Origin of the sequence: Clostridium sp. OF09-36 (assembly GCF_003481985.1) — a bacterium.
Taxonomy (GTDB): domain Bacteria; phylum Bacillota; class Clostridia; order Lachnospirales; family Lachnospiraceae; genus Brotaphodocola.
In genome coordinates this window covers 234266-252735 of sequence record NZ_QUMD01000001.1, presented here as the reverse complement: position 1 = coordinate 252735, position 18470 = coordinate 234266, and the positions used below count along the sequence as shown (strand labels likewise).

The 18470-nt window shown below is 48.5% G+C and carries 16 protein-coding genes; 13 read left to right on the top strand and 3 right to left on the bottom strand.

The window, feature by feature from the left end:
* Positions 1-9 precede the first annotated feature (9 nt).
* From DXA97_RS20575 to DXA97_RS01145, 10 genes are all read left to right on the top strand, one after another.
* Complete coding sequence (locus DXA97_RS20575) at positions 10-624, top strand: LacI family DNA-binding transcriptional regulator (protein ID WP_243107500.1); 615 nt, start codon at positions 10-12, stop codon at positions 622-624.
* Positions 558-2186: an extracellular solute-binding protein gene (locus tag DXA97_RS01185; protein ID WP_243107499.1), complete on the top strand. Its 1629-nt coding sequence runs from the start codon at positions 558-560 to the stop codon at positions 2184-2186. The genes DXA97_RS20575 and DXA97_RS01185 overlap by 67 nt, the downstream gene beginning before the upstream one ends.
* A 404-nt stretch (positions 2187-2590) precedes the next feature.
* Entirely contained in the window at positions 2591-3694 is a 1104-nt protein-coding gene (locus tag DXA97_RS01180) for an extracellular solute-binding protein (RefSeq protein WP_118718277.1), read from the top strand.
* Between the two features lie 76 nt (positions 3695-3770).
* Complete coding sequence (locus tag DXA97_RS01175; protein WP_118718276.1) at positions 3771-4775, top strand: ABC transporter ATP-binding protein; 1005 nt, start codon at positions 3771-3773, stop codon at positions 4773-4775.
* A gap of 11 nt (positions 4776-4786) precedes the next feature.
* On the top strand, positions 4787-6541 hold the full coding sequence (locus tag DXA97_RS01170) for an iron ABC transporter permease (protein WP_118718275.1): 1755 nt from the start codon (positions 4787-4789) through the stop codon (positions 6539-6541).
* A complete protein-coding gene (locus DXA97_RS01165; RefSeq protein ID WP_118718274.1) occupies positions 6538-7368 on the top strand; it encodes a glycerophosphodiester phosphodiesterase family protein in 831 nt (276 codons plus the stop codon). The genes DXA97_RS01170 and DXA97_RS01165 overlap by 4 nt, the downstream gene beginning before the upstream one ends.
* 6 nt (positions 7369-7374) lie before the next feature.
* On the top strand, positions 7375-8070 hold the full coding sequence (locus tag DXA97_RS01160) for an MBL fold metallo-hydrolase (RefSeq protein ID WP_118708876.1): 696 nt from the start codon (positions 7375-7377) through the stop codon (positions 8068-8070).
* Positions 8071-8137: 67 nt separating this feature from the next.
* Positions 8138-9364, top strand: a complete 1227-nt coding sequence (locus DXA97_RS01155) for a CCA tRNA nucleotidyltransferase (protein ID WP_347561408.1) — start codon at positions 8138-8140, stop codon at positions 9362-9364.
* Positions 9365-9474: 110 nt separating this feature from the next.
* On the top strand, positions 9475-10479 hold the full coding sequence (locus tag DXA97_RS01150; RefSeq protein WP_118718273.1) for a spore coat protein CotS: 1005 nt from the start codon (positions 9475-9477) through the stop codon (positions 10477-10479).
* A gap of 181 nt (positions 10480-10660) precedes the next feature.
* On the top strand, positions 10661-12397 hold the full coding sequence (locus DXA97_RS01145) for a phospho-sugar mutase (RefSeq protein WP_118718272.1): 1737 nt from the start codon (positions 10661-10663) through the stop codon (positions 12395-12397).
* An 84-nt stretch (positions 12398-12481) separates the two neighbouring features.
* Here the strand turns inward: DXA97_RS01145 and DXA97_RS01140 are convergent, their stop codons facing one another.
* From DXA97_RS01140 to DXA97_RS01130, 3 genes are all read right to left on the bottom strand, one after another.
* A complete protein-coding gene (locus DXA97_RS01140; protein ID WP_118718271.1) occupies positions 12482-12964 on the bottom strand; it encodes an acyltransferase family protein in 483 nt (160 codons plus the stop codon).
* Positions 12961-13806, bottom strand: a complete 846-nt coding sequence (locus DXA97_RS01135; protein ID WP_118718270.1) for an acyltransferase family protein — start codon at positions 13804-13806, stop codon at positions 12961-12963. Before DXA97_RS01135 ends, DXA97_RS01140 begins: the two co-directional genes overlap by 4 nt.
* 135 nt (positions 13807-13941) lie before the next feature.
* On the bottom strand, positions 13942-15600 hold the full coding sequence (locus tag DXA97_RS01130) for a L,D-transpeptidase (protein ID WP_118718269.1): 1659 nt from the start codon (positions 15598-15600) through the stop codon (positions 13942-13944).
* A gap of 208 nt (positions 15601-15808) precedes the next feature.
* Here DXA97_RS01130 and DXA97_RS21770 point away from each other — a divergent pair, with 208 nt between their 5' ends.
* From DXA97_RS21770 to DXA97_RS01120, 3 genes are all read left to right on the top strand, one after another.
* Positions 15809-16576 (top strand): glycosyltransferase, encoded by a 768-nt coding sequence (locus tag DXA97_RS21770; protein WP_347561407.1) that lies wholly within the window; start codon positions 15809-15811, stop codon positions 16574-16576.
* Positions 16531-16866: a hypothetical protein gene (locus DXA97_RS21765; protein WP_347561406.1), complete on the top strand. Its 336-nt coding sequence runs from the start codon at positions 16531-16533 to the stop codon at positions 16864-16866. Before DXA97_RS21770 ends, DXA97_RS21765 begins: the two co-directional genes overlap by 46 nt.
* Positions 16867-17048: 182 nt before the next feature.
* On the top strand, positions 17049-18416 hold the full coding sequence (locus DXA97_RS01120; RefSeq protein ID WP_347561405.1) for a lipopolysaccharide biosynthesis protein: 1368 nt from the start codon (positions 17049-17051) through the stop codon (positions 18414-18416).
* Positions 18417-18470 lie beyond the last annotated feature (54 nt).

Below are 18470 nucleotides of genomic sequence, written 5' to 3'. Positions count from 1 at the left end.
GGGGAGAAGATGGCAACGATCATCGATGTTGCAAAGCTTGCAGGAGTGTCACAGGGAACAGCGTCGAATGTTTTAAACGGTAAGGGAAATGTCAGTAGCGAAAAAATCCGTGCGGTGGAAGAAGCAGCGCGCAGGCTGGGCTATACGATAAATGAAAGGGCCAGGATTCTTCGCAAGGGAAGCGGAAATATCATCTGTGTGATCGTCCCTTCCATGGAAAACCGGAATTATCGGGATTTTTATTATTGCCTGAAAAATTATGCAGAGGTCCGGGGGTTTATTGTAGAGTTATTGGTTACAAATAATAATCGCAAAAGCGAATATGATATGCTCCAGAGAGCTAAGGCAGTGATGGCATTTGGAGTTGCAGCAGTCACCTGCATGAATCAGGAAGAGTGCAGGGAAGCCTATGCCGGATTTGAAAACCTGTGTTTTGTCGAACGGCACGGGGCAGAACATTATCCGTATTTTGGATTTGATTATGAACTGGCAGGAAAACGGATTGCTGAAAAAGTGATCTCAGAGGATTTTCATCGCATTGCAGTCATCACAGATCCATGCGCTTTTCCAATGAGCATGATTTCAGCAGAGGACTGTGCAGCCGGTTCCGTGGTGGAAAAGTAAAATATACACATATTACAACAGATAACCGCCGTGTTTCTCATTCCATGATCGATCTTTTGATGAAGGAAGAGGATTATGATGCTGTGGTGACAAGTAATATACGGTTTGCAGAAAAAATCCGGCATGTGGTGGAGAATTTTTCTCTTGAGCAGCCAATTCCGATTTTTACGCTATCTTCCGTGACATCACTTCCGGAGCAGGATTACCGGAAATATGAACTGAATTACGGCCTGCTGGGGCGGGCTGTTGCAGAAACACTCATTGGAGAAAGCGGTGAGAAGCAGGCACAGCCGGAGCAGCTTTTTGAAAATGATGGATTTCGCCTGTGGAATCAGATGGAGTGTGGCAGCAGGCCGGTAAAGCAGCTGCGCATCCTTACGATTGACAGCCCGGAGACTATGATCTTAAAGGGACTCGCAAGGCTTTATACAAAAGAAACCGGTACACAGATCCTGTTTGATGTCTATGCTTATGACGATATTTATGAACAGTTTCTGAAAGCAGAGAAAAAGGATGTCTATGATATTTTCCGCCTGGATGTTACCTGGCTGTCGTGGCTGGCGGAGCGCATTCTGGTACCGCTGGACGAAATTGACGCAGATATTGGCTCCTGCTATCAGGAATATATTCCGTCTCTGATCAAAAAGTATTCTGTGGTGCACGGCAGAGCCTATGCGCTTCCGGTTACACCGAGCACGCAGCTTCTGTTTTACAGAAAAGATCTCTTTGAAAACACTGCCGTGCGGAGACTTTACAGCGAAACGTATCATTCAGAATTGAAGGTGCCGAAAAGCTTTACAGAGTACAATCAGATTGCAGAATTTTTTGCGGAAAATGAACATCTGGAGCAGAATTACTATTCAAATCTGACATTGGGAAATCTGGGTGTTACGGCAACGGAATTTCTGACAAGGCTGTTCAGCCATAAAAAGCATCTTTATGAAAAGGACGGAAGAGTGGTGATCAATGACCAGGCTGGAATTCAGGCCCTCGAGGAGCTGGTGACGGCAAAACGGTATTCTGACAAGAAGGTTGTCAGATGGTGGACGACCTCAGCAAAGGATTTTGCGGAGGGGAAGCTGGCCATGATGATCAATTTCAGTAACTATGCATCAGAAATTCTGGGAGCAGGCTCCAGGGTTGTCGGTAATATCGGAGTTGCCATGGTGCCGGGACGCAATCCAATCTACGGCGGAGGCACGATTGGCATTTCGAAAAACAGCAGCTGCAAGCAGGATGCGCTTGCTTTTATAAAGTGGCTGACCAGCGACCCGGTGGCTTCTGGCATGGCAGCTCTGGGAAGTGTTTCTCCCAGCATCAAAACATACAGTAAATACCATATTATTGATGTTTTTCCATGGCTGGAGCTGTCAAAGGATTGTTTCGGCAAATCCCATACCCAGAGGATTCCGGCAGATTCTGACAAGACATTTAATGAGACCAAGTTTTTAAATATTCTTGGTATGGCGGTGGAAAATGTACTGATGGGATTTTTGCCGGTGGAGGAATCCCTAAACCGGGCCCAGCAGCTGGTAGATGAAGAAATTAACACAGCTGTTTAGCAGTGCGTGGCGCAAAGAGAGCAGAACAATGAAAAGAAAGGTTCTGCTCTCTTTTTTTGTCTGTCGGGCAGCGATAGTGCCGTATATTAAATGATGCAAATTATAACGTTATAATATTTACTTACATTTTACTGGGATTTTATCAAAAACAAGAGAAAACCATGATAGGATAAGGACGAAACAGGGTACGGAATATTGTCAAGAAGTTTCGAGATGGCGCCAGATAGATTCTGAAAATGTACATATTTTTATACTGTTTACAAAGTTGCCAGGAAAACACATGAAAAAATCACAATAAAAGAGAAAAAGAAAATGAAAATAGAAGCAAAATACACAAGTATAAGATTGACACGTTTCAAAAAGCAGTGTATGATTGGATTATCAAATACAGGGAGGGTTTTACAATGAAAAAAAGAATGTTAGCAATGGCACTGATTACAGCAATGGGCGCAAGCCTTCTGGCAGGCTGCGGCGGTAAAAGCAGCTCTGACGGTACAACCGCGGCAGCTGCAGACAGCAGTGCGGCAGAAGAATCTTCCGAAGCAGCTTCTTCGGATGCATCCGGTGAAAAACTGGTTGTCTACACCAACAGCGGCACCGACGGACGTTCAGAGTATCTGATCGAGAAAGCGAAAGAGGCAGGCTTTGATATTGAGGTGGTTGCGTTGGGGGCATCTGAGGTTACCGAGCGAATGATCGCTGAGAAGAATAACCCGCTTTGCGATGTTACCTTTGGCCTGAATAACATCGAGTACGAAAAATTAAAAGCCAATGGTCTTTTACAGCAGTGGAAGCCGGACTGGACAGACGGAGTCGACCAGAGCCTGATCGATCCGGAGGGATATTATTATCCGATCACAACAACACCTCTGGTTCTGATGGGAAATGCAGATTTCAGTCCGATGCCGGAGGATTGGACAGATCTGGTCAAAGATGAATATAAGGGACTGTATCAGCTACACCGTTTGGGAGGAGGAACTGCAAAGACTGTATTTGCCAGCATCATCAGCCGTTATCCGGATCCGAACGGTGATCTGGGAATCTCTGACGAGGGATGGGAAATCGCTTCTAAGTTCCTGGGTAATGCGCACAACATCGTAGACAGTGGTGAAGATGCAATCGGTAATGTTATCAACGGAAGCTTACCGTTAGATGAGCACTGGGCATCTGGTGTTCTTCAGGAACAGAAAGCGCGTGATTATAAATTCCAGATCATGACTCCGGAGGTTGGCGAGCCGTTTGTCGTAGAGTCTTTGGCAATTTCTTCCGGAACCAAGAAGTACGATACCTGTGTTGCATTTTTAAACTGGCTGGGAAGCTCTGATGTTCAGCTTGACTGGTCTAACCATTATGGAACCATTCCGTGCCAGAAAGAAGCACTGGCTCAGGTATCTGACGACATCAAGGAAATGATGGAAATTCTGAAGCCGCAGGATCTTGACTGGAGCTTTATCGCTGAAAATGTGGACTCCTGGGTTGAGAAAGCGGAACTGGAATACGTGCAGTAATAATAAAAAATGCAGAGTGCCTGGATGAGAGCGAAAACACAGGCGGCACTGCCGGAAACATAGTTAGGAGAACACCATGATAAAATATGAAAATATCGAAATTAAATATGGAGATTTTGTGGCCATTGACAATCTGAACCTTGACATCAGAGAAGGAGAATTCTTTACCTTTCTTGGACCGAGCGGTTGCGGAAAAACGACATCTTTAAGAGCACTGGTTGGCTTTCTGACTCCGTCAAAGGGGAAGGTTTATGTGGGAGACAAAGACGTTACGAATCTCCCGGTCGAGAAAAGAAATATTGGCATGGTGTTCCAGAGCTATGCACTTTTTCCGACAATGACGGTATATGACAATATCGCGTTTGGCATGAAGGTCAAAAAGCTGACCCGGGAGGAAATCGACCGGAAGGTGCATGAGGTTGCAGCCAAGATCAAGATCACGGAGGAGCAGCTGCGCAAAAACGTGGCTGATCTGTCCGGTGGTCAGCAGCAGAGAGTGGCGCTGGCCAGAGCTATTGTACTGGAGCCCAAAATCCTCTGTCTGGATGAGCCGTTGTCCAACCTGGATGCGAAGCTGAGAATTGACATGCGAATGGAACTGAAGCGTCTTCAGAAGGAACTCGGAATTACAACCTTATATGTCACCCACGATCAGGAAGAGGCACTGACATTGTCTGACCGGATTGCAGTCTTTAACAATGGTTATGTAGAACAGGTTGGAACCCCTTATGAGATCTATAACGAATCAAAAAGTGAATTTGTATGTGATTTCATCGGGGATATCAACCGTATGCAGAAGGAGCTTCTGGAAGAAATCAACCGTCAGTCAGCAAGAAAGCTTGATACCGGGAAAACCGGATTTGTGCGGATTGAGCGATGTATCGGAGAACCAAAAGAGGGTTATGCCCATCTTACCGGACTGGTTGAAGAAGCAGAGTTCAATGGTGTGCTGACCAAATATGTTCTGAAATGCTACGGTCAGAGGCTTAAATATCTGGAAAAGAATGACGGACGCAGATTGTACACAGAAGGCGAGCAGATGGATTTGTATGTCAATGCGAATGACATCATGCAGTTTTAGGAGGGATATTTATGGCTAAATTCAGGGGAAAAATCCAGGATGGAACGATAGATATTCCCGGTCTGATCATAAAAATCGCTCTGATCTGGTTTATTCTTACATTTCTGGTGTTTCCGAATGTGAATCTGCTTTTGCGGGTATTTATAAAAGATGAACACTTTACTCTGGAAGCAGTTTCTAAGATCATGCGCTCAGCCAGGGCAATGAAGAGCTTGAAAAACAGTTTTATCCTGGCAATCGCATCGATCATTACGGTGAATATTTCCGGTATTCTGATCGTGCTGTTTACGGAATATTTTGACATCAAAGGTGCTAAAATCCTGAGTATGGGATTTATGACTACTCTGATCTACAGTGGTGTCGTTCTTGTTACCGGATATAAATTTGTGTATGGCTCCACCGGAATTATTACGAAGGTGCTGCTGCAGATTTTTCCGAACCTCAATCCAAACTGGTTTACGGGTTTTGGAGCGGTATTGTTTATCATGACCTTTTCCGCCACATCGAATCATATGATGTTTCTGACGAGTGCCATACGGGGACTCGATTATCATACGATCGAAGCGGCAAAAAACATGGGTGCGTCTCAGCGTACGATCCTGTTTAAAGTCGTTCTGCCGACGATGAAGCCGACCATCTTTGCCATTACGGTCCTGACCTTTATCGCGGCACTCAGCACGATGTCCGGACCTCTGATCGTGGGCGGACCGGATTTCCAGACCATTAATCCGATGATCAAAACCTTTGCTAATATGACAGGTTCCCGGGATATCGCCGCTTTGCTTGCCATCATCCTGGGTCTTGCAACAACCGTTCTTCTGGCAATCATGCAGCATATTGAGAAAAAGGGTAATTTCATTTCTGTTTCCAAGACCAAAGCGCGGATGGAAAAACAGAAGATTGAGAATCCGGTACTGAATGTACTGGCTCATATCACAGCATATGTGATGCTGGTCATCTATATGCTTCCGATCTTAAATGTACTGGTGTTTTCCTTTACCGATGGCCTGACCATTAAGACCGGTCAGATCCGGAAGGATTCCTTTACGCTGGAAAATTATGCCAAGCTGTTTCGGTCTCCGGCCGCATTCAAACCATATCTCGCGAGCGTGGTATATTCCCTTCTGGCGGCACTGGCTGTTGCGGTAATCTGTATTGTGGTGGCCCGTATTGTGACAAAGGCAAGGAAAAAATATGATAAGCTTTTTGAGATTTTCATTCTGATTCCATGGCTGCTTCCGTCTACGATGATCGCACTTGGACTTATGATGACCTACGATGAACCGAGATTTCTGCTCGCAGACAAAGTACTGGTGGCTACTCCGGTGATTCTGCTGATTGCGTATATCATCATCAAGATTCCGTTTTCTTACCGTATGATCCGCGCGGGCTTTATCGGACTGGACGGCAACATGGAGGAAGCAGCTCAGGTTATGGGAGCAAAACCATTTTATACAATGCGCAAGGTAATTCTTCCGATCCTTATGCCGATTGTTCTGTCTGTGATCGTTCTCAACTTTAATGGATTGTTATCGGAGTACGATTTGTCGGTATTCCTGTATCATCCCTCCTATCAGCCGCTTGGCATTGTGATTAAAATGGCCACGGATGAGACAGCAACGATCGATGCCCAGGCTATGGCATTTGTATACACAGTAATCCTGATGATCATTTCTACGATTGCCCTGTGGCTTGGCCGATATCATGGAATCCAGACCATAAAATCATTTTTTGCAAAAGAAAACAGCAGGAGGAAAGCATCATGAAATCAATAAAAGAGCTGAGACAGGAAAAGGGAGTATTGGTTGCGGCCCATAGAGGAACGAGCGCAGGAAATATTCCTCCGAACTCCATTGCAGCGTTTGATATTGCCCTGAAGGAGGGTGCAGACATTCTGGAGATGGATCTCTTTCAGAGTGCGGATGGTGAAATTTTTGTATTCCATACCGGAATGGAGCCAAGTCATCTGGATCATCATATCAAGATTGAAACCTACACGGCAGCAGAGATTAAGCAGATGCGTCTGTGCAACTGTGATCTGATCGAAACCTTTCTTCCGGTCAATACCTTTGACGAGGTGTTGGAGCATTTAAAGGGAAAATGCAAAATGAATCTGGACCGAAGCATCGGCATCATTGAGCCTGTCATGAAAATGGTGCGCAGACATGGAATGGAAGACCAGATCCTGATGAAGAGCGATCCTTCGGAGCAGTCTCTGAAGCTGATCGAAGCATATGCACCGGATATCGATTATATGCCGATCTTTATGGAGGAGGACCATGCTTCAGAGAAAATCGAAAAAATGAAGATTCATTATGCCGGAGCAGAACTTGTGTTTAAGACAGAGCAGTCACCGATCGTGCAGGAAGCCTACCTGGAAGAACAGAAGAAGAAAGGTCGTGTTTTATGGGGCAACGCGATTTTGTATTCCAGCCGTGTGCCGCTGGCGGGAGGGCATTCCGATGATATTTCACTGCTGGAAGATCCGGCTCAGGGATGGGGATGGCTTGCTCAGAAGGGCTTTGATATTATCCAGACAGACTGGACCATGCATTGTGTCAATTATCTCAGGGAAAATAATTATCGGAAGTGATAAGGTATGAAGTTAAATTTTTTGGGCTGTGGTTCCGCGTTTAATCCGTTGGATGGAAACACCAGTGCATACTTTACGATCGGAAGAAAGCTGTACATTGTGGATGTTGGAGAAAGTGTTTTTCTGAAGCTGTATCAGAAAGATCTTCTGAGACAGTATGATGAAATCCTGATTTTGATCACGCATCTGCATGCAGATCATGTGGGAAGTCTGCCGTCGCTTATTTCATATGCATATTATGTGCTGGGAAAAACGGTGATGGTCATGCATCCTGATCCCGGGCTGTGGCAGCTTCTGGATCTGATGGGGATTGACCGCGCGGCCTATCACCGGCTGGAGTGCCATGCTCTGGAAGATGGTAAGTTAAACATCAATGCGGTTCCGGTCAGACATGCAGATGATATGCGCTGTTATGGCTATGTGATCGAGTGCGACGGGGAGAGCATATATTACAGTGGGGATTCCTATGAAATTCCGGAATCCATTCTTCAAAAATTCCGAAATAGAGAGATCATCCGGATTTATCAGGATACTGCGGAATTTTCTTCCGGCCATCGCTCGCATTGTCCATTAGAAGAACTGGAGCGCGATATTCCGGAAGATCTGAGGAAATATGTGTACTGTATGCATTTTACAACAGATTTCACGGAAAAATTAAAGACAATGGGATTTTGCCAGGTCATGCAGCCGGTGAAAATCTGAACAGGAAAATCCTCCGGACGTTCAAGTTCGGAGGATTTTCTTGTTTTTTTTCAGGATGACCCTTATAATGATTCTGAAATGTTGGAACAAACAGGAAAGAGAGATTTACGATATGAACAGCATGCAGATTCCTGCCCATGTGGAGCAGATCATCCGGACCTTAAACAGCCACGGCTACGAAGCCTTTGCGGTGGGCGGCTGTGTGCGTGACACACTCTTAGGAAGAACGCCGGGAGACTGGGATATTACAACCTCGGCAAGACCGGAGCAGGTAAAGGCCTTGTTTCGCCGCACCATCGATACCGGTATCCAGCATGGAACGGTGACCATCATGCTGGACCGCACCGGCTACGAGGTAACGACTTACCGCATCGACGGGGAGTATGAGGATGGCCGGCATCCGAAACAGGTGGAATTTACTTCTGACCTTCTGGAGGATCTGCGGCGGAGGGATTTTACCATCAACGCTATGGCTTACAGCCATGAAACCGGGATTGTAGATGCCTTTGATGGCATGGCAGATTTAAAAGCGCACCGGATCCGCTGCGTGGGCAATGCCATGGAGCGTTTTACGGAGGACGCACTCCGTATTCTCCGGGCCATCCGTTTCTCTGCCCAGCTGGATTTCGAGATTGAAAAGGAAACCTTTGATGCCATTTCCGTGATCGCGCCAAATCTGGCCAAGGTCAGCAAGGAGCGTATCCAGATGGAGCTGACCAAGCTTCTTTGCTCCGACCACCCGGAAAAGATCCGTGAAGTTTATGAGACCGGAATCAGCACCTATGTATCACCGGTGTTTGCACAGCTTGACTGGAAGCAGGCACGGACATCGGCAGAGCTTCCAAAGGAAAAGTATGTGCGTTGGGCAGCTTTCCTTCGCTGCGGCAAGGGACCGGAGCAGGCAGTGCAGGTGCTTCGCGACTTAAAGCTGGACAATGACACGATCTCCAAGGTGAAGACACTGGTTACCTGGGCCGGTGTGGTGCCGGAAGCTTGTGAGGTGGAGGTGCGCCGCATGATGAGCCGCATGGAGCCGGAGGTCTGGGACAGTCTGATGGATTTAAACGGATATGGATCGGAAATCCGCACGCTGGTGGAAACCATCCGTGAGCGTGGTGACTGTCTGGGCTTAAAAGAGCTTGCCGTCAAGGGACAGGACCTGATCGCAGCAGGGGTAAAGCCAGGAAAAGAGATGGGATCCATGCTGCACGGGCTTTTAGAGCATGTGCTGGAAAAACCGCAGGATAATGAAAAGGAGACGCTGCTTGGCATAATCCGGAAATCCATTTCATAGGTTGGAGAAAACGTTACATTACTGTTCACGAAAGGCGTGGCAGCAATGAAGGTTTGGTCCGGAGTTTTGGGGGACTGCCGGATTGCCGCATATGAAGTGGAGGGGTGAGCGTGATCGACAGTTATCTGGAGGTTTTAAAGCAGTACGAAGGAGAAGCAATAAGCGTACGGCGCGGACGTGGGGCCTGGATCTGTGAGTATCCGGATGGACTCCGGCTTCTGAAGGAATACCGGGGAACACAAAAACGCCTGGAGTTTGAGAGTGCGGTGCAGGAGGAGCTATTGCAGATGGCAGTCTGCCGGGTAGATAGTTATGTGAAAAACCGGGAAGACGGGCTGATGACAGCTGGGCCGGATGGGGTAAAGTATGTTTTAAAGAACTGGTTTTCTGAGCGCGAATGCAGTCTGCGTGACCGGAAGGAGATCCTTTTTTGTATTCGCCAGATCGCTGCGCTTCACAAGACACTCCAGAAGATTCTGTGGCGGGAGGAATGGAGCCTTGGCTCCACGGTGCTGCCGGCGCTTTCAGAGGAAATGGCACGTCACAACCGGGAAATGAAGCGGGTGCGGAATTTTATCCGCACGAAACGAAAGAAAACAGAATTTGAATTACGTGTCATGCAGAACTTTGATGAGTATTACCATCAAGCACTGCATGCAGAAAAAGGGCTGGAGCCGCTGGATCACGATCAGGCGGGAAACCGGCTCTTTTTGTGTCATGGGGATTTAGACCAGCATCACATCCTGCTTTTGCCAGAAAGCCAGACAGCGGCATTTACCGGGTTTAGCCAGATGCATCTGGGACGTCAGATGAGCGATCTGTACCGTTTTATGCGGAAAGTCATGGAAAAGCATGGCTGGGATGAATTTTTGGGATATGCCATGCTGGAGGCCTATAATGCTGTGCTGCCTATGACGGAGGATGACCGGAACTATCTGTATTTCCTGTTTTTATATCCGGAAAAATACTGGAAACAGCTGAACTACTACTACAATGCGAATAAGGCCTGGATCCCGGAAAAAAATGTAGAAAAATTAAAGACGCTGGAAGCACAGCAGGGCTCAAGAAACCGTTTTTTGCAGAATGTATTTCAAGATCCGGATTTTTCTGGCTAGGATTATAAGAATTTGAAATTATCGGAATTTTGTCGTGTTTTGTCGTTCATAAATTGACAATGCAGACATCTTCGGCTTCCTTTTTTTCCCTTGCTGAGGTATAATAAAGATAGTGTTAACTGTGAAGATACTTGGCAGTTACAGCATGAAATCATGAGGGAGCACAGGAGGAAGGTTTTTTATGAAGGATTACATGAAGATTTACCAGGAATGGCTGTCTAATCCGTATTTCGACGAGGACACCAAGGCAGAATTAAAGGCAATCGAACATGATGAAAACGAGATCAAAGAGCGTTTTTATATGGATCTGGAATTCGGTACGGCAGGTCTGCGCGGAATTATCGGTGCAGGCATCAACCGCATGAACATTTATGTAGTGCGCCGTGCGACCCAGGGTCTGGCAAACTACATCATCAAACAGGGAGGCAGCAGTAAAGGCGTTGCCATTGCTTACGATTCCAGACACATGTCCCCGGAGTTTGCGGATGAGGCAGCACGCACCCTGGCAGCCAACGGCATCAAGGCTTACAAGTTTGAGTCTCTTCGTCCGACTCCGGAGCTGTCCTTCGCAGTGCGCGAGTTAGGCTGTATCGCCGGCATCAACGTGACGGCAAGCCACAACCCGCCGGAGTATAACGGTTACAAAGTATACTGGGAGGATGGCGCACAGTTTACCCCGCCTCACGACAAAGGCGTAACCGAAGAGGTTCTTGCCATTGAGGATCTGTCCACCGTGAAGACCATGAGCGCAGAGGATGCCATGGCAGCAGGCCTCTATCAGGTGATCGGCAAGGAAATCGATGACAAATACATCGCACATGTTAAAGCACAGGTTGTAAACCAGGATGCCATCGACAAGATGCAGAAGGACATTACCATCGTTTACACCCCGCTTCACGGAACCGGCAACATCCCGGTGCGCAGAGTCTTAAAAGAGATCGGTTTTGAGAATGTTTATGTAGTACCGGAGCAGGAGCTTCCGAACGGTGACTTCCCAACCGTAAGCTATCCGAACCCGGAGGCAGCAGAAGCATTTGCACTCGGCTTAAAGCTGGCTGAGGAGAAGAACGCAGACCTCGTTCTTGCAACCGACCCGGATGCAGACCGTCTTGGCGTTTATGTAAAAGATACCAAATCTGGTAAATACATTTCCCTTACCGGAAACATGTCCGGTTCCCTGCTGTGCGAGTACGTGCTGAGCCAGAAGGCTGCAAAGAACGCGATTCCGGCAGACGGCGAAGTTGTAAAATCCATCGTAAGCACGAACCTCATCGACGCAGTGGCTGCTTCCTACGGCTGCAAGCTGGTAGAGTGCCTGACCGGATTTAAGTGGATCGGCCAGCAGATCTTAAAAGAAGAGCGCACCGGCGTTGGTCACTATATGTTCGGCATGGAAGAGAGCTACGGATGTCTGATCGGTACCTATGCCCGCGATAAAGATGCCGTTTCCGCTACCGTTGCCCTCTGTGAGGCTGCTGCATACTACAAGACCAAAAACATGACTCTGTGGGATGCCATGGTAGAGATGTATGAGAAATACGGCTACTACAAAGACGCTGTAAAATCCATCGGTCTGTCCGGCATCGAAGGTCTGGCAAAGATCCAGTCCATCATGGAGCACTTCCGCAATAATACACCGGAAGGCTTTGGCGACTACAAGGTACTCTCCGCAAGAGATTACAAGAACGACACCATCCGCAACATGGCAACCGGAGAAGTAACTCCGACCGGCCTGCCGTCCTCCAACGTGCTCTATTACGACATGAACGACAATGCATGGCTGTGCATCCGTCCGTCCGGCACCGAGCCGAAGATCAAGTTCTACTATGGAATCAAGGGAACCTCCTTAGAGGATGCTGACGCGAAGTCCGAGGCACTTGGAAAAGCGCTGATGGGTGAGGTGGACAAGCTGCTGTAAGATATAACAATTTATTTCACTTTAATAGGGCCGTGTGAGTTGCCTTTCGGCAACTCACACGGCCCTTGTCATATACTTAAATTGTTATTTCTGATATATACGCTGGATGTGTTTGACCATCCACTCGTAGCAAGCGCGGATCGTATACACCACCGTCTGGTCGATGAGGAACCCATACGCAAAGGAAGCAAGGATGACGAAAATGACGGTTCCTGCAAAAACCAGAGGCTGCTTCCAGGTGATGTCCAGGTTCAGGGTGTAGATGACGATATGGTAGAGTACCCACCAGTGCAGCAACAGGATCGTGAAACTGTGTTTTCCGAACATCATGACCAGGGAATCCCAGAAATGTTTTCGTTCCGGCTTTTTGTGCAGGGCGAGGGCGAAGATGCCGCAGGCCATGAAAATGGAAAGCGGAGCCATGTGGACATAGTAGTTGACATAAGCCTGCCAGTACACATAAGGGTTCACGGACAGGACCACTTTCAAAAAGGACAGCAGGGCAGCAATCCAGATCCAACGGTCGTAAGTCCGTGTTTCCGGGCGGGATACCCAGTAGCCGATCATGCGATGCCGATCCACTGGGCGAAAAAGGGCAGCAGGTCCGCGGTCATGGTGGTGTAGGTCCGAAGAAAGGAACACAGCAGGATGAGACCGGATAAAGCAGTAAGGGTGCGGTAGGTCATGGATTCAAACATGTAGCGGAGAAAGGGTACTGCTATATAGATGGAGATGGTCATGTAGACCAGCCACAAAAACGGGCAGTCTTCCTGGATGGAACCGGTCAGGATCCGGTAAAAGGCATCTTTGACGGTGGCTGCGCACACCGGATGCAGTCTTCCGTTCTGCCATATATAAAAGAAAAAGTAAATGACAGATGTGAGCACGACTTTGGAGAAGCGCCTTTGGTAGAAGGCTCCGATCCCTTCTTTGGTTCCGCGGCCAAACAGCAGGGCACCGGTCAGCATGAGAAAGCAGGTGTTGCCCAGATAGAAGCAGGTACGAAGGACGGCTGCAGTCTTCAAAAGAAGCGGTGGAACTTCCTGGATCAAGGCGGTAGTTTCTTCATTAATCTCCATGGAAAGCACCGGCAGGGCAATGTCGATGCAGTGGATCATGAGAACGGAGAAAACCGCAAACAGGCGGATATAGTCGAAGCGGATGTCGTAGGCCGGGGTGGCGGCGGTAAAGCCGATGGCTGTGCTGACGGATGTTTTTCTGTCTCTCAGATGAAGAAACAGGGAAGAAAGCGCAAGAACCCCAAACAGGAGAACGTGGTTTGGACGGAGAATGCCGTAGGCTTTTTTGTCGCACCAGATCAGAAATACCAGGGCACAGACGGAGAGGATGCCCCAGAAGAGGCATCGGGTGAATTTGGTCTGGAGGCGGAATGTTTTTTTGTCAGTCATAGAAACTCCTTATCAGGCAGATGGGTTACGGAATCGTGTTACTATGCGATACAGCAAAGCCCGGGAGAGACGCGAAGCGGCCGTTCCGGGCTTTTTTAATGCTTATGAATGAATTACGAATGTGCAGCAGTCCAATTACTGATTTTGGAACTTTGCAAGGATGCGAGCAGTTTCTGCATTGATCATATCCTGGGTGACATTCGGATCAGACGGATCCCAAGTCTGCTCGAATGGAATCTCGTATGCGATCGTCGGGCGCTCAAACGGTCCAACAACGGAAGAGTTGTAAACCTGAACGGTGGTTCCCAGTGCACAGTGATCGTAAACCCACTTTGCATCGCCGCTGATCAGGCGGATACAGCCTGCGGAACGGGCGATTCCCATGTTGTTGTAGGTGCTTGCCCATACGGTCATCGGGTTTGCAGCATCGTAGATGATGGAGTGGATCAGGATCGGGAGTCCGGCACCAAGACGGGTTGCATACTGGGTGTAGACATCGTGGATCATGAGTCTCCAGCGGTATTTTTCCGGAGTTTTAAAAGTTCCAACCGGAGTATCGTCACCTACGGAGGTCAGGAAAGATTTTACCGGGATGATATAACCATTTCCGCCATCCTGTGCGTAGATGGTCATGCAGTTTAATTCTTTGTTGATCTTGATCAGGTACGGACCGTTGCTGCCAAGGAGGGATTCGACATCACTCCACATCTTGCCATCTTCCCCGAAGTAATACTTCAGACCGTCGATGTACTGCCAGCCGGTTACCGGAACGGAGTCCTTGAAGTAGTAGCGGTCATTGCCAAGCCAGCCCCAGCCGGTGTAATTGTCGCCGTTGCCATGGATGTAGCGCATCTGGCCGTCTACATACTGGATGCCGTCTGCGTGGGCGGATACCAGGTGATTAGAGGTATTTAAGCCACTGTCGGTGTTCTTTGCGAAGTAAGCCAGACGGAAGCCGGTTAAATGGAGTCCGGTGTTCATGGTACCAACGGTTTCTCCGTTTTTGCCCCAGCCGGTCTCAGTGCCGTCGCTCAAGGTTGCGCAGTAATAAATGTCGTACTGGTCGTTGACCGGACCTGCGAAGCGGTACTGGATCGCTTCAACCGGATACCAGGCATTGCCGTCAAAGGAGGTCTGCTGACCGCCGACTGCCCATCCGGTCCATCCGGTGGTGGAGTTGTAGGTGCGGTAGCGGACATCGCCGAAAATGTTCTCCAGATAAGTACAGATGGCGGTGAAACCTGCGCTCTCGGTGGAAATCTGCTGGTCATTTAAGAAAGCGCCGGACCAGTTTTTGCTGTCGTTGTATAAGATTGCGGTGGTCAGACGCGGCTGGCGCAGCGGAACAGACAGCGGACTGGTATGATTTGCAGCTGCTTCTGCTTCTGCAGCAGCCTGCTCGGATTCCAGCTGGTTTGCCTGATCCTGGGTCAGGGCGTTGGTCTGGCCGCTTGTGGCATCCTGGGAATTGTCGGCAGCTGCACTGGTTTCCGGTGCGGAGGTCTGCGCTCCGGTCTGGGAAGCTGCCTGTGAGGTGCCGGATGTCTGAGTCTGTGAAGCGGATTCAGAACTGCCGGATCCCGGAGCTTCGGTGGAAAAAGTATGACCGCCGGATGTGTTTTCCGGGGAAGCTGCAGTGCTTCCCGGACCGGACACCTCGGTCTTTTTAGTAGTGTCAATCACGCCGCTTGTCGCTGCTGTGGCATCTGTTTCCGCGAAGGCGCTGGTAACAGATCCGGCCATCATCATGCCGGCCATAAGCAGGGCAAGTCCTGCTTTTGTATGTTTACGCATGGAAAAAACCTCCTGAAAATAATAAATATTACCATTCATTGTTAATCTATCATAAAAGAGGTAAAAAGACCATATCTGATTTACAATTTATCGGCAATCATGTAAAATAAAAGAGATTGGCAATAAAATCGTAACAAAATTGTCATAGAAATGGAAAACCGTGGAAGTCCGGGGCGGGAAAATGGAAAAGCAAGAGGAAAGAAAAGCAATGGAACAGAGTGTAGAAATGAGCAGAAAGGATATCATACAGAAACAGGATTCTGAAAAGACAGAGAAACATAATTCTGGAAAGATGGAAAGAGGTCAGGATATCATGGTCAGCATCTGCTGCATCACATACAATCAGGCCGCTTATATCCGCGATGCGCTGGAGGGTTTTGTAAACCAGGAAACTGATTTTCCTTATGAAGTCCTGATCCATGACGATGCCTCGACCGATGGCACTGCCCAGATCATTCAGGAATATGCAGACCGGTATCCGGAACGGATCTTTCCAATCTTACAGACGGAAAACCAGTATTCCAAAGGACTGACCAATGTCAGCGGCACTTTTAATTTCCCACGGGCCCGGGGCAGATACATTGCCATGTGCGAGGGCGATGATTACTGGACCGACACAAAAAAGTTGCAAAAGCAGGTGGATTATCTGGAGGCAAATCCAGGCTGCTCGCTCTGTTTTCACAGTGCAAAGGTAGAAGTGCAGGGAAAGGCGTTGACAGAGCATGACATGCGGCCTTACAAAGGAAGCCGCATGATCTCGCCGGAGGAGATCATCGACAAGACATCCGGCTATCCGACCGCTTCGTTGATGTTTTACCGGGAGATGGTCGACGCACTGCCGGACTTTTACAACCATGCACCGATTGCGGATATCCCGCTGCAGCTTCTTGCGGCAAACCGTGGCTGGGCGTGGTATATGGATGAGCCCATGTGCGTTTACCGGCTGGGCGGTGCCGCTTCCTGGACACGCTCATGAAGCAGGGCAACTATGAGAAAAAGCAGCAGGACTATGCCGCTGCCATGACAGAGATGTACCGCGGGTTCGATGCATTCAGCGGCGGCCGGTTCCACAATACGGTGGAGCATGCCATAAAACGGCTCATTTTCCTGACGCAGGTAAATACAAAGCATTTTGATACGGTGTTAAATAAGGAAAACCGGGAATTTTACCGGGAATTAAATGCAAGGACACGGTTCTTTATCCGGTTTGAAACTTCAGCACCAAAGTTATATGCGTGGCTGCAGCAGCAGTTCCACAGGGGATGATCTGGAAACAGTGAGAATTTTGATGCAGTTTTCGAACATCCAGATTGTACAAGAGGTGCATCAGGCATTTGGAAATAAGAGAAAGAGATTTAATTTATGAACGAAACAGGAATGAAGAATAAGGTGGCAAGCGGACTGTTCTGGAAGCTTCTGGAAAATGGAGGTGCCAGGGCATTCAGTTTGTGATCGCGATTCTCTTAGCGCGGCTTCTGACTCCGGCGGAGTACGGAGTTGTGGGGATCATCATGATCTTTATCACCATTGCAAATGTATTTGTCCAGAGCGGTTTCTCCACGGCTCTGGTGCAGAAAAAGCAGGCTGACGAGGTGGATTTCTCATCGGTCTGCTATTTTGAACTTGCGGCATCCGTACTTTTTTATCTGTTGCTGTATCTGGCGGCACCGGCGATTGCGCAGTTTTATGGCATTTCGGTATTAAAGTCTATTGTGCGGGTGCTTGGCATCGTGCTGTTTCCGGGTGCGGTCATCTCGGTGCAGACGGCGTATGTGTCCCGGAACATGGAGTTTCGCGGCTTATTCTTTTCGACACTGGCGGCTTCGGCCATTTCCGGTGTGATCAGTATTGTGATGGCGCTCCGTGGACTTGGCGTGTGGGCCATGGTGGGACAGCAGATCAGCTATTACATCAGCCTGATGATCGTGCTGTTTCTGACGGTTTCCTGGAAGCCGGGGCTCTTTTTTGCTTTCGACCGGATCCGGACGATGTTTGCGTTTGGCTGGAAGCTTCTCTGTGCTTCCCTTCTGGACACGGTATTTAATAATCTGTATGGACTTTTGATCGGAAAGATATATAATGAAGAGTTGTTGGGCAGCTACAACCGGGGAGAGCAGTTTCCAAAGCTGATCGCCACCAATCTGGGTGCGGCGATCCAGGCGGTCCTGCTTCCGGCGTTTTCTGCCAGTCAGGACGATACCGATAAGGTGCGGGAGATGGTGCGCCGGGCGATCCGCTTAAGCTCCTTTGCGGTCATCCCGATGCTGATGGGGCTTTTCGCCGTGGCGGACACTCTGGTCTTAGCACTTCTTGGAGAAAAATGGCTGATCTGTGTGCCGTTTCTCCGAATCATGTGCGTTTCTTACTGCTTCTGGCCGATCCATATCACGAATCTGCAGGCCATCAATGCAGTGGGGCGCAGCGATATCTTTTTAAAACTGGAGCTGGTGAAGAAGGCACTCAGCCTTCTGGCACTGGTGATCGGCATGCAGTTCAATGTGTTTATCATGGTGTGCATCAAAGCCTTTCAGGATTTTGTGTGTACCTTTGTCAATGCGGCACCGAATAAGAAGCTGCTTGGATACGACATCGCCCATCAGTGGATGGATGTAGCTCCGCCGGCGGTGCTGTCGGTTGTGATGTGCGCGGCAGTTATGGCATTTGGCGCATGGCTTCCGGACATGTCAGTATGGCTGAAACTGGGACTGCAGATTATCTGCGGTGCGGTTGTTTATATTGTGCTGGCTGCTGCCTTCCGTCTGGAGAGTTTTTGCTTTTTGATGGGAATGGTAAAAGAGAAGCTGCGCAATGTGTAAAGAACGAGAAGAAAAAGCTGCCAGGTACGCACAGCGGGTAAACCGCAGCAGGAA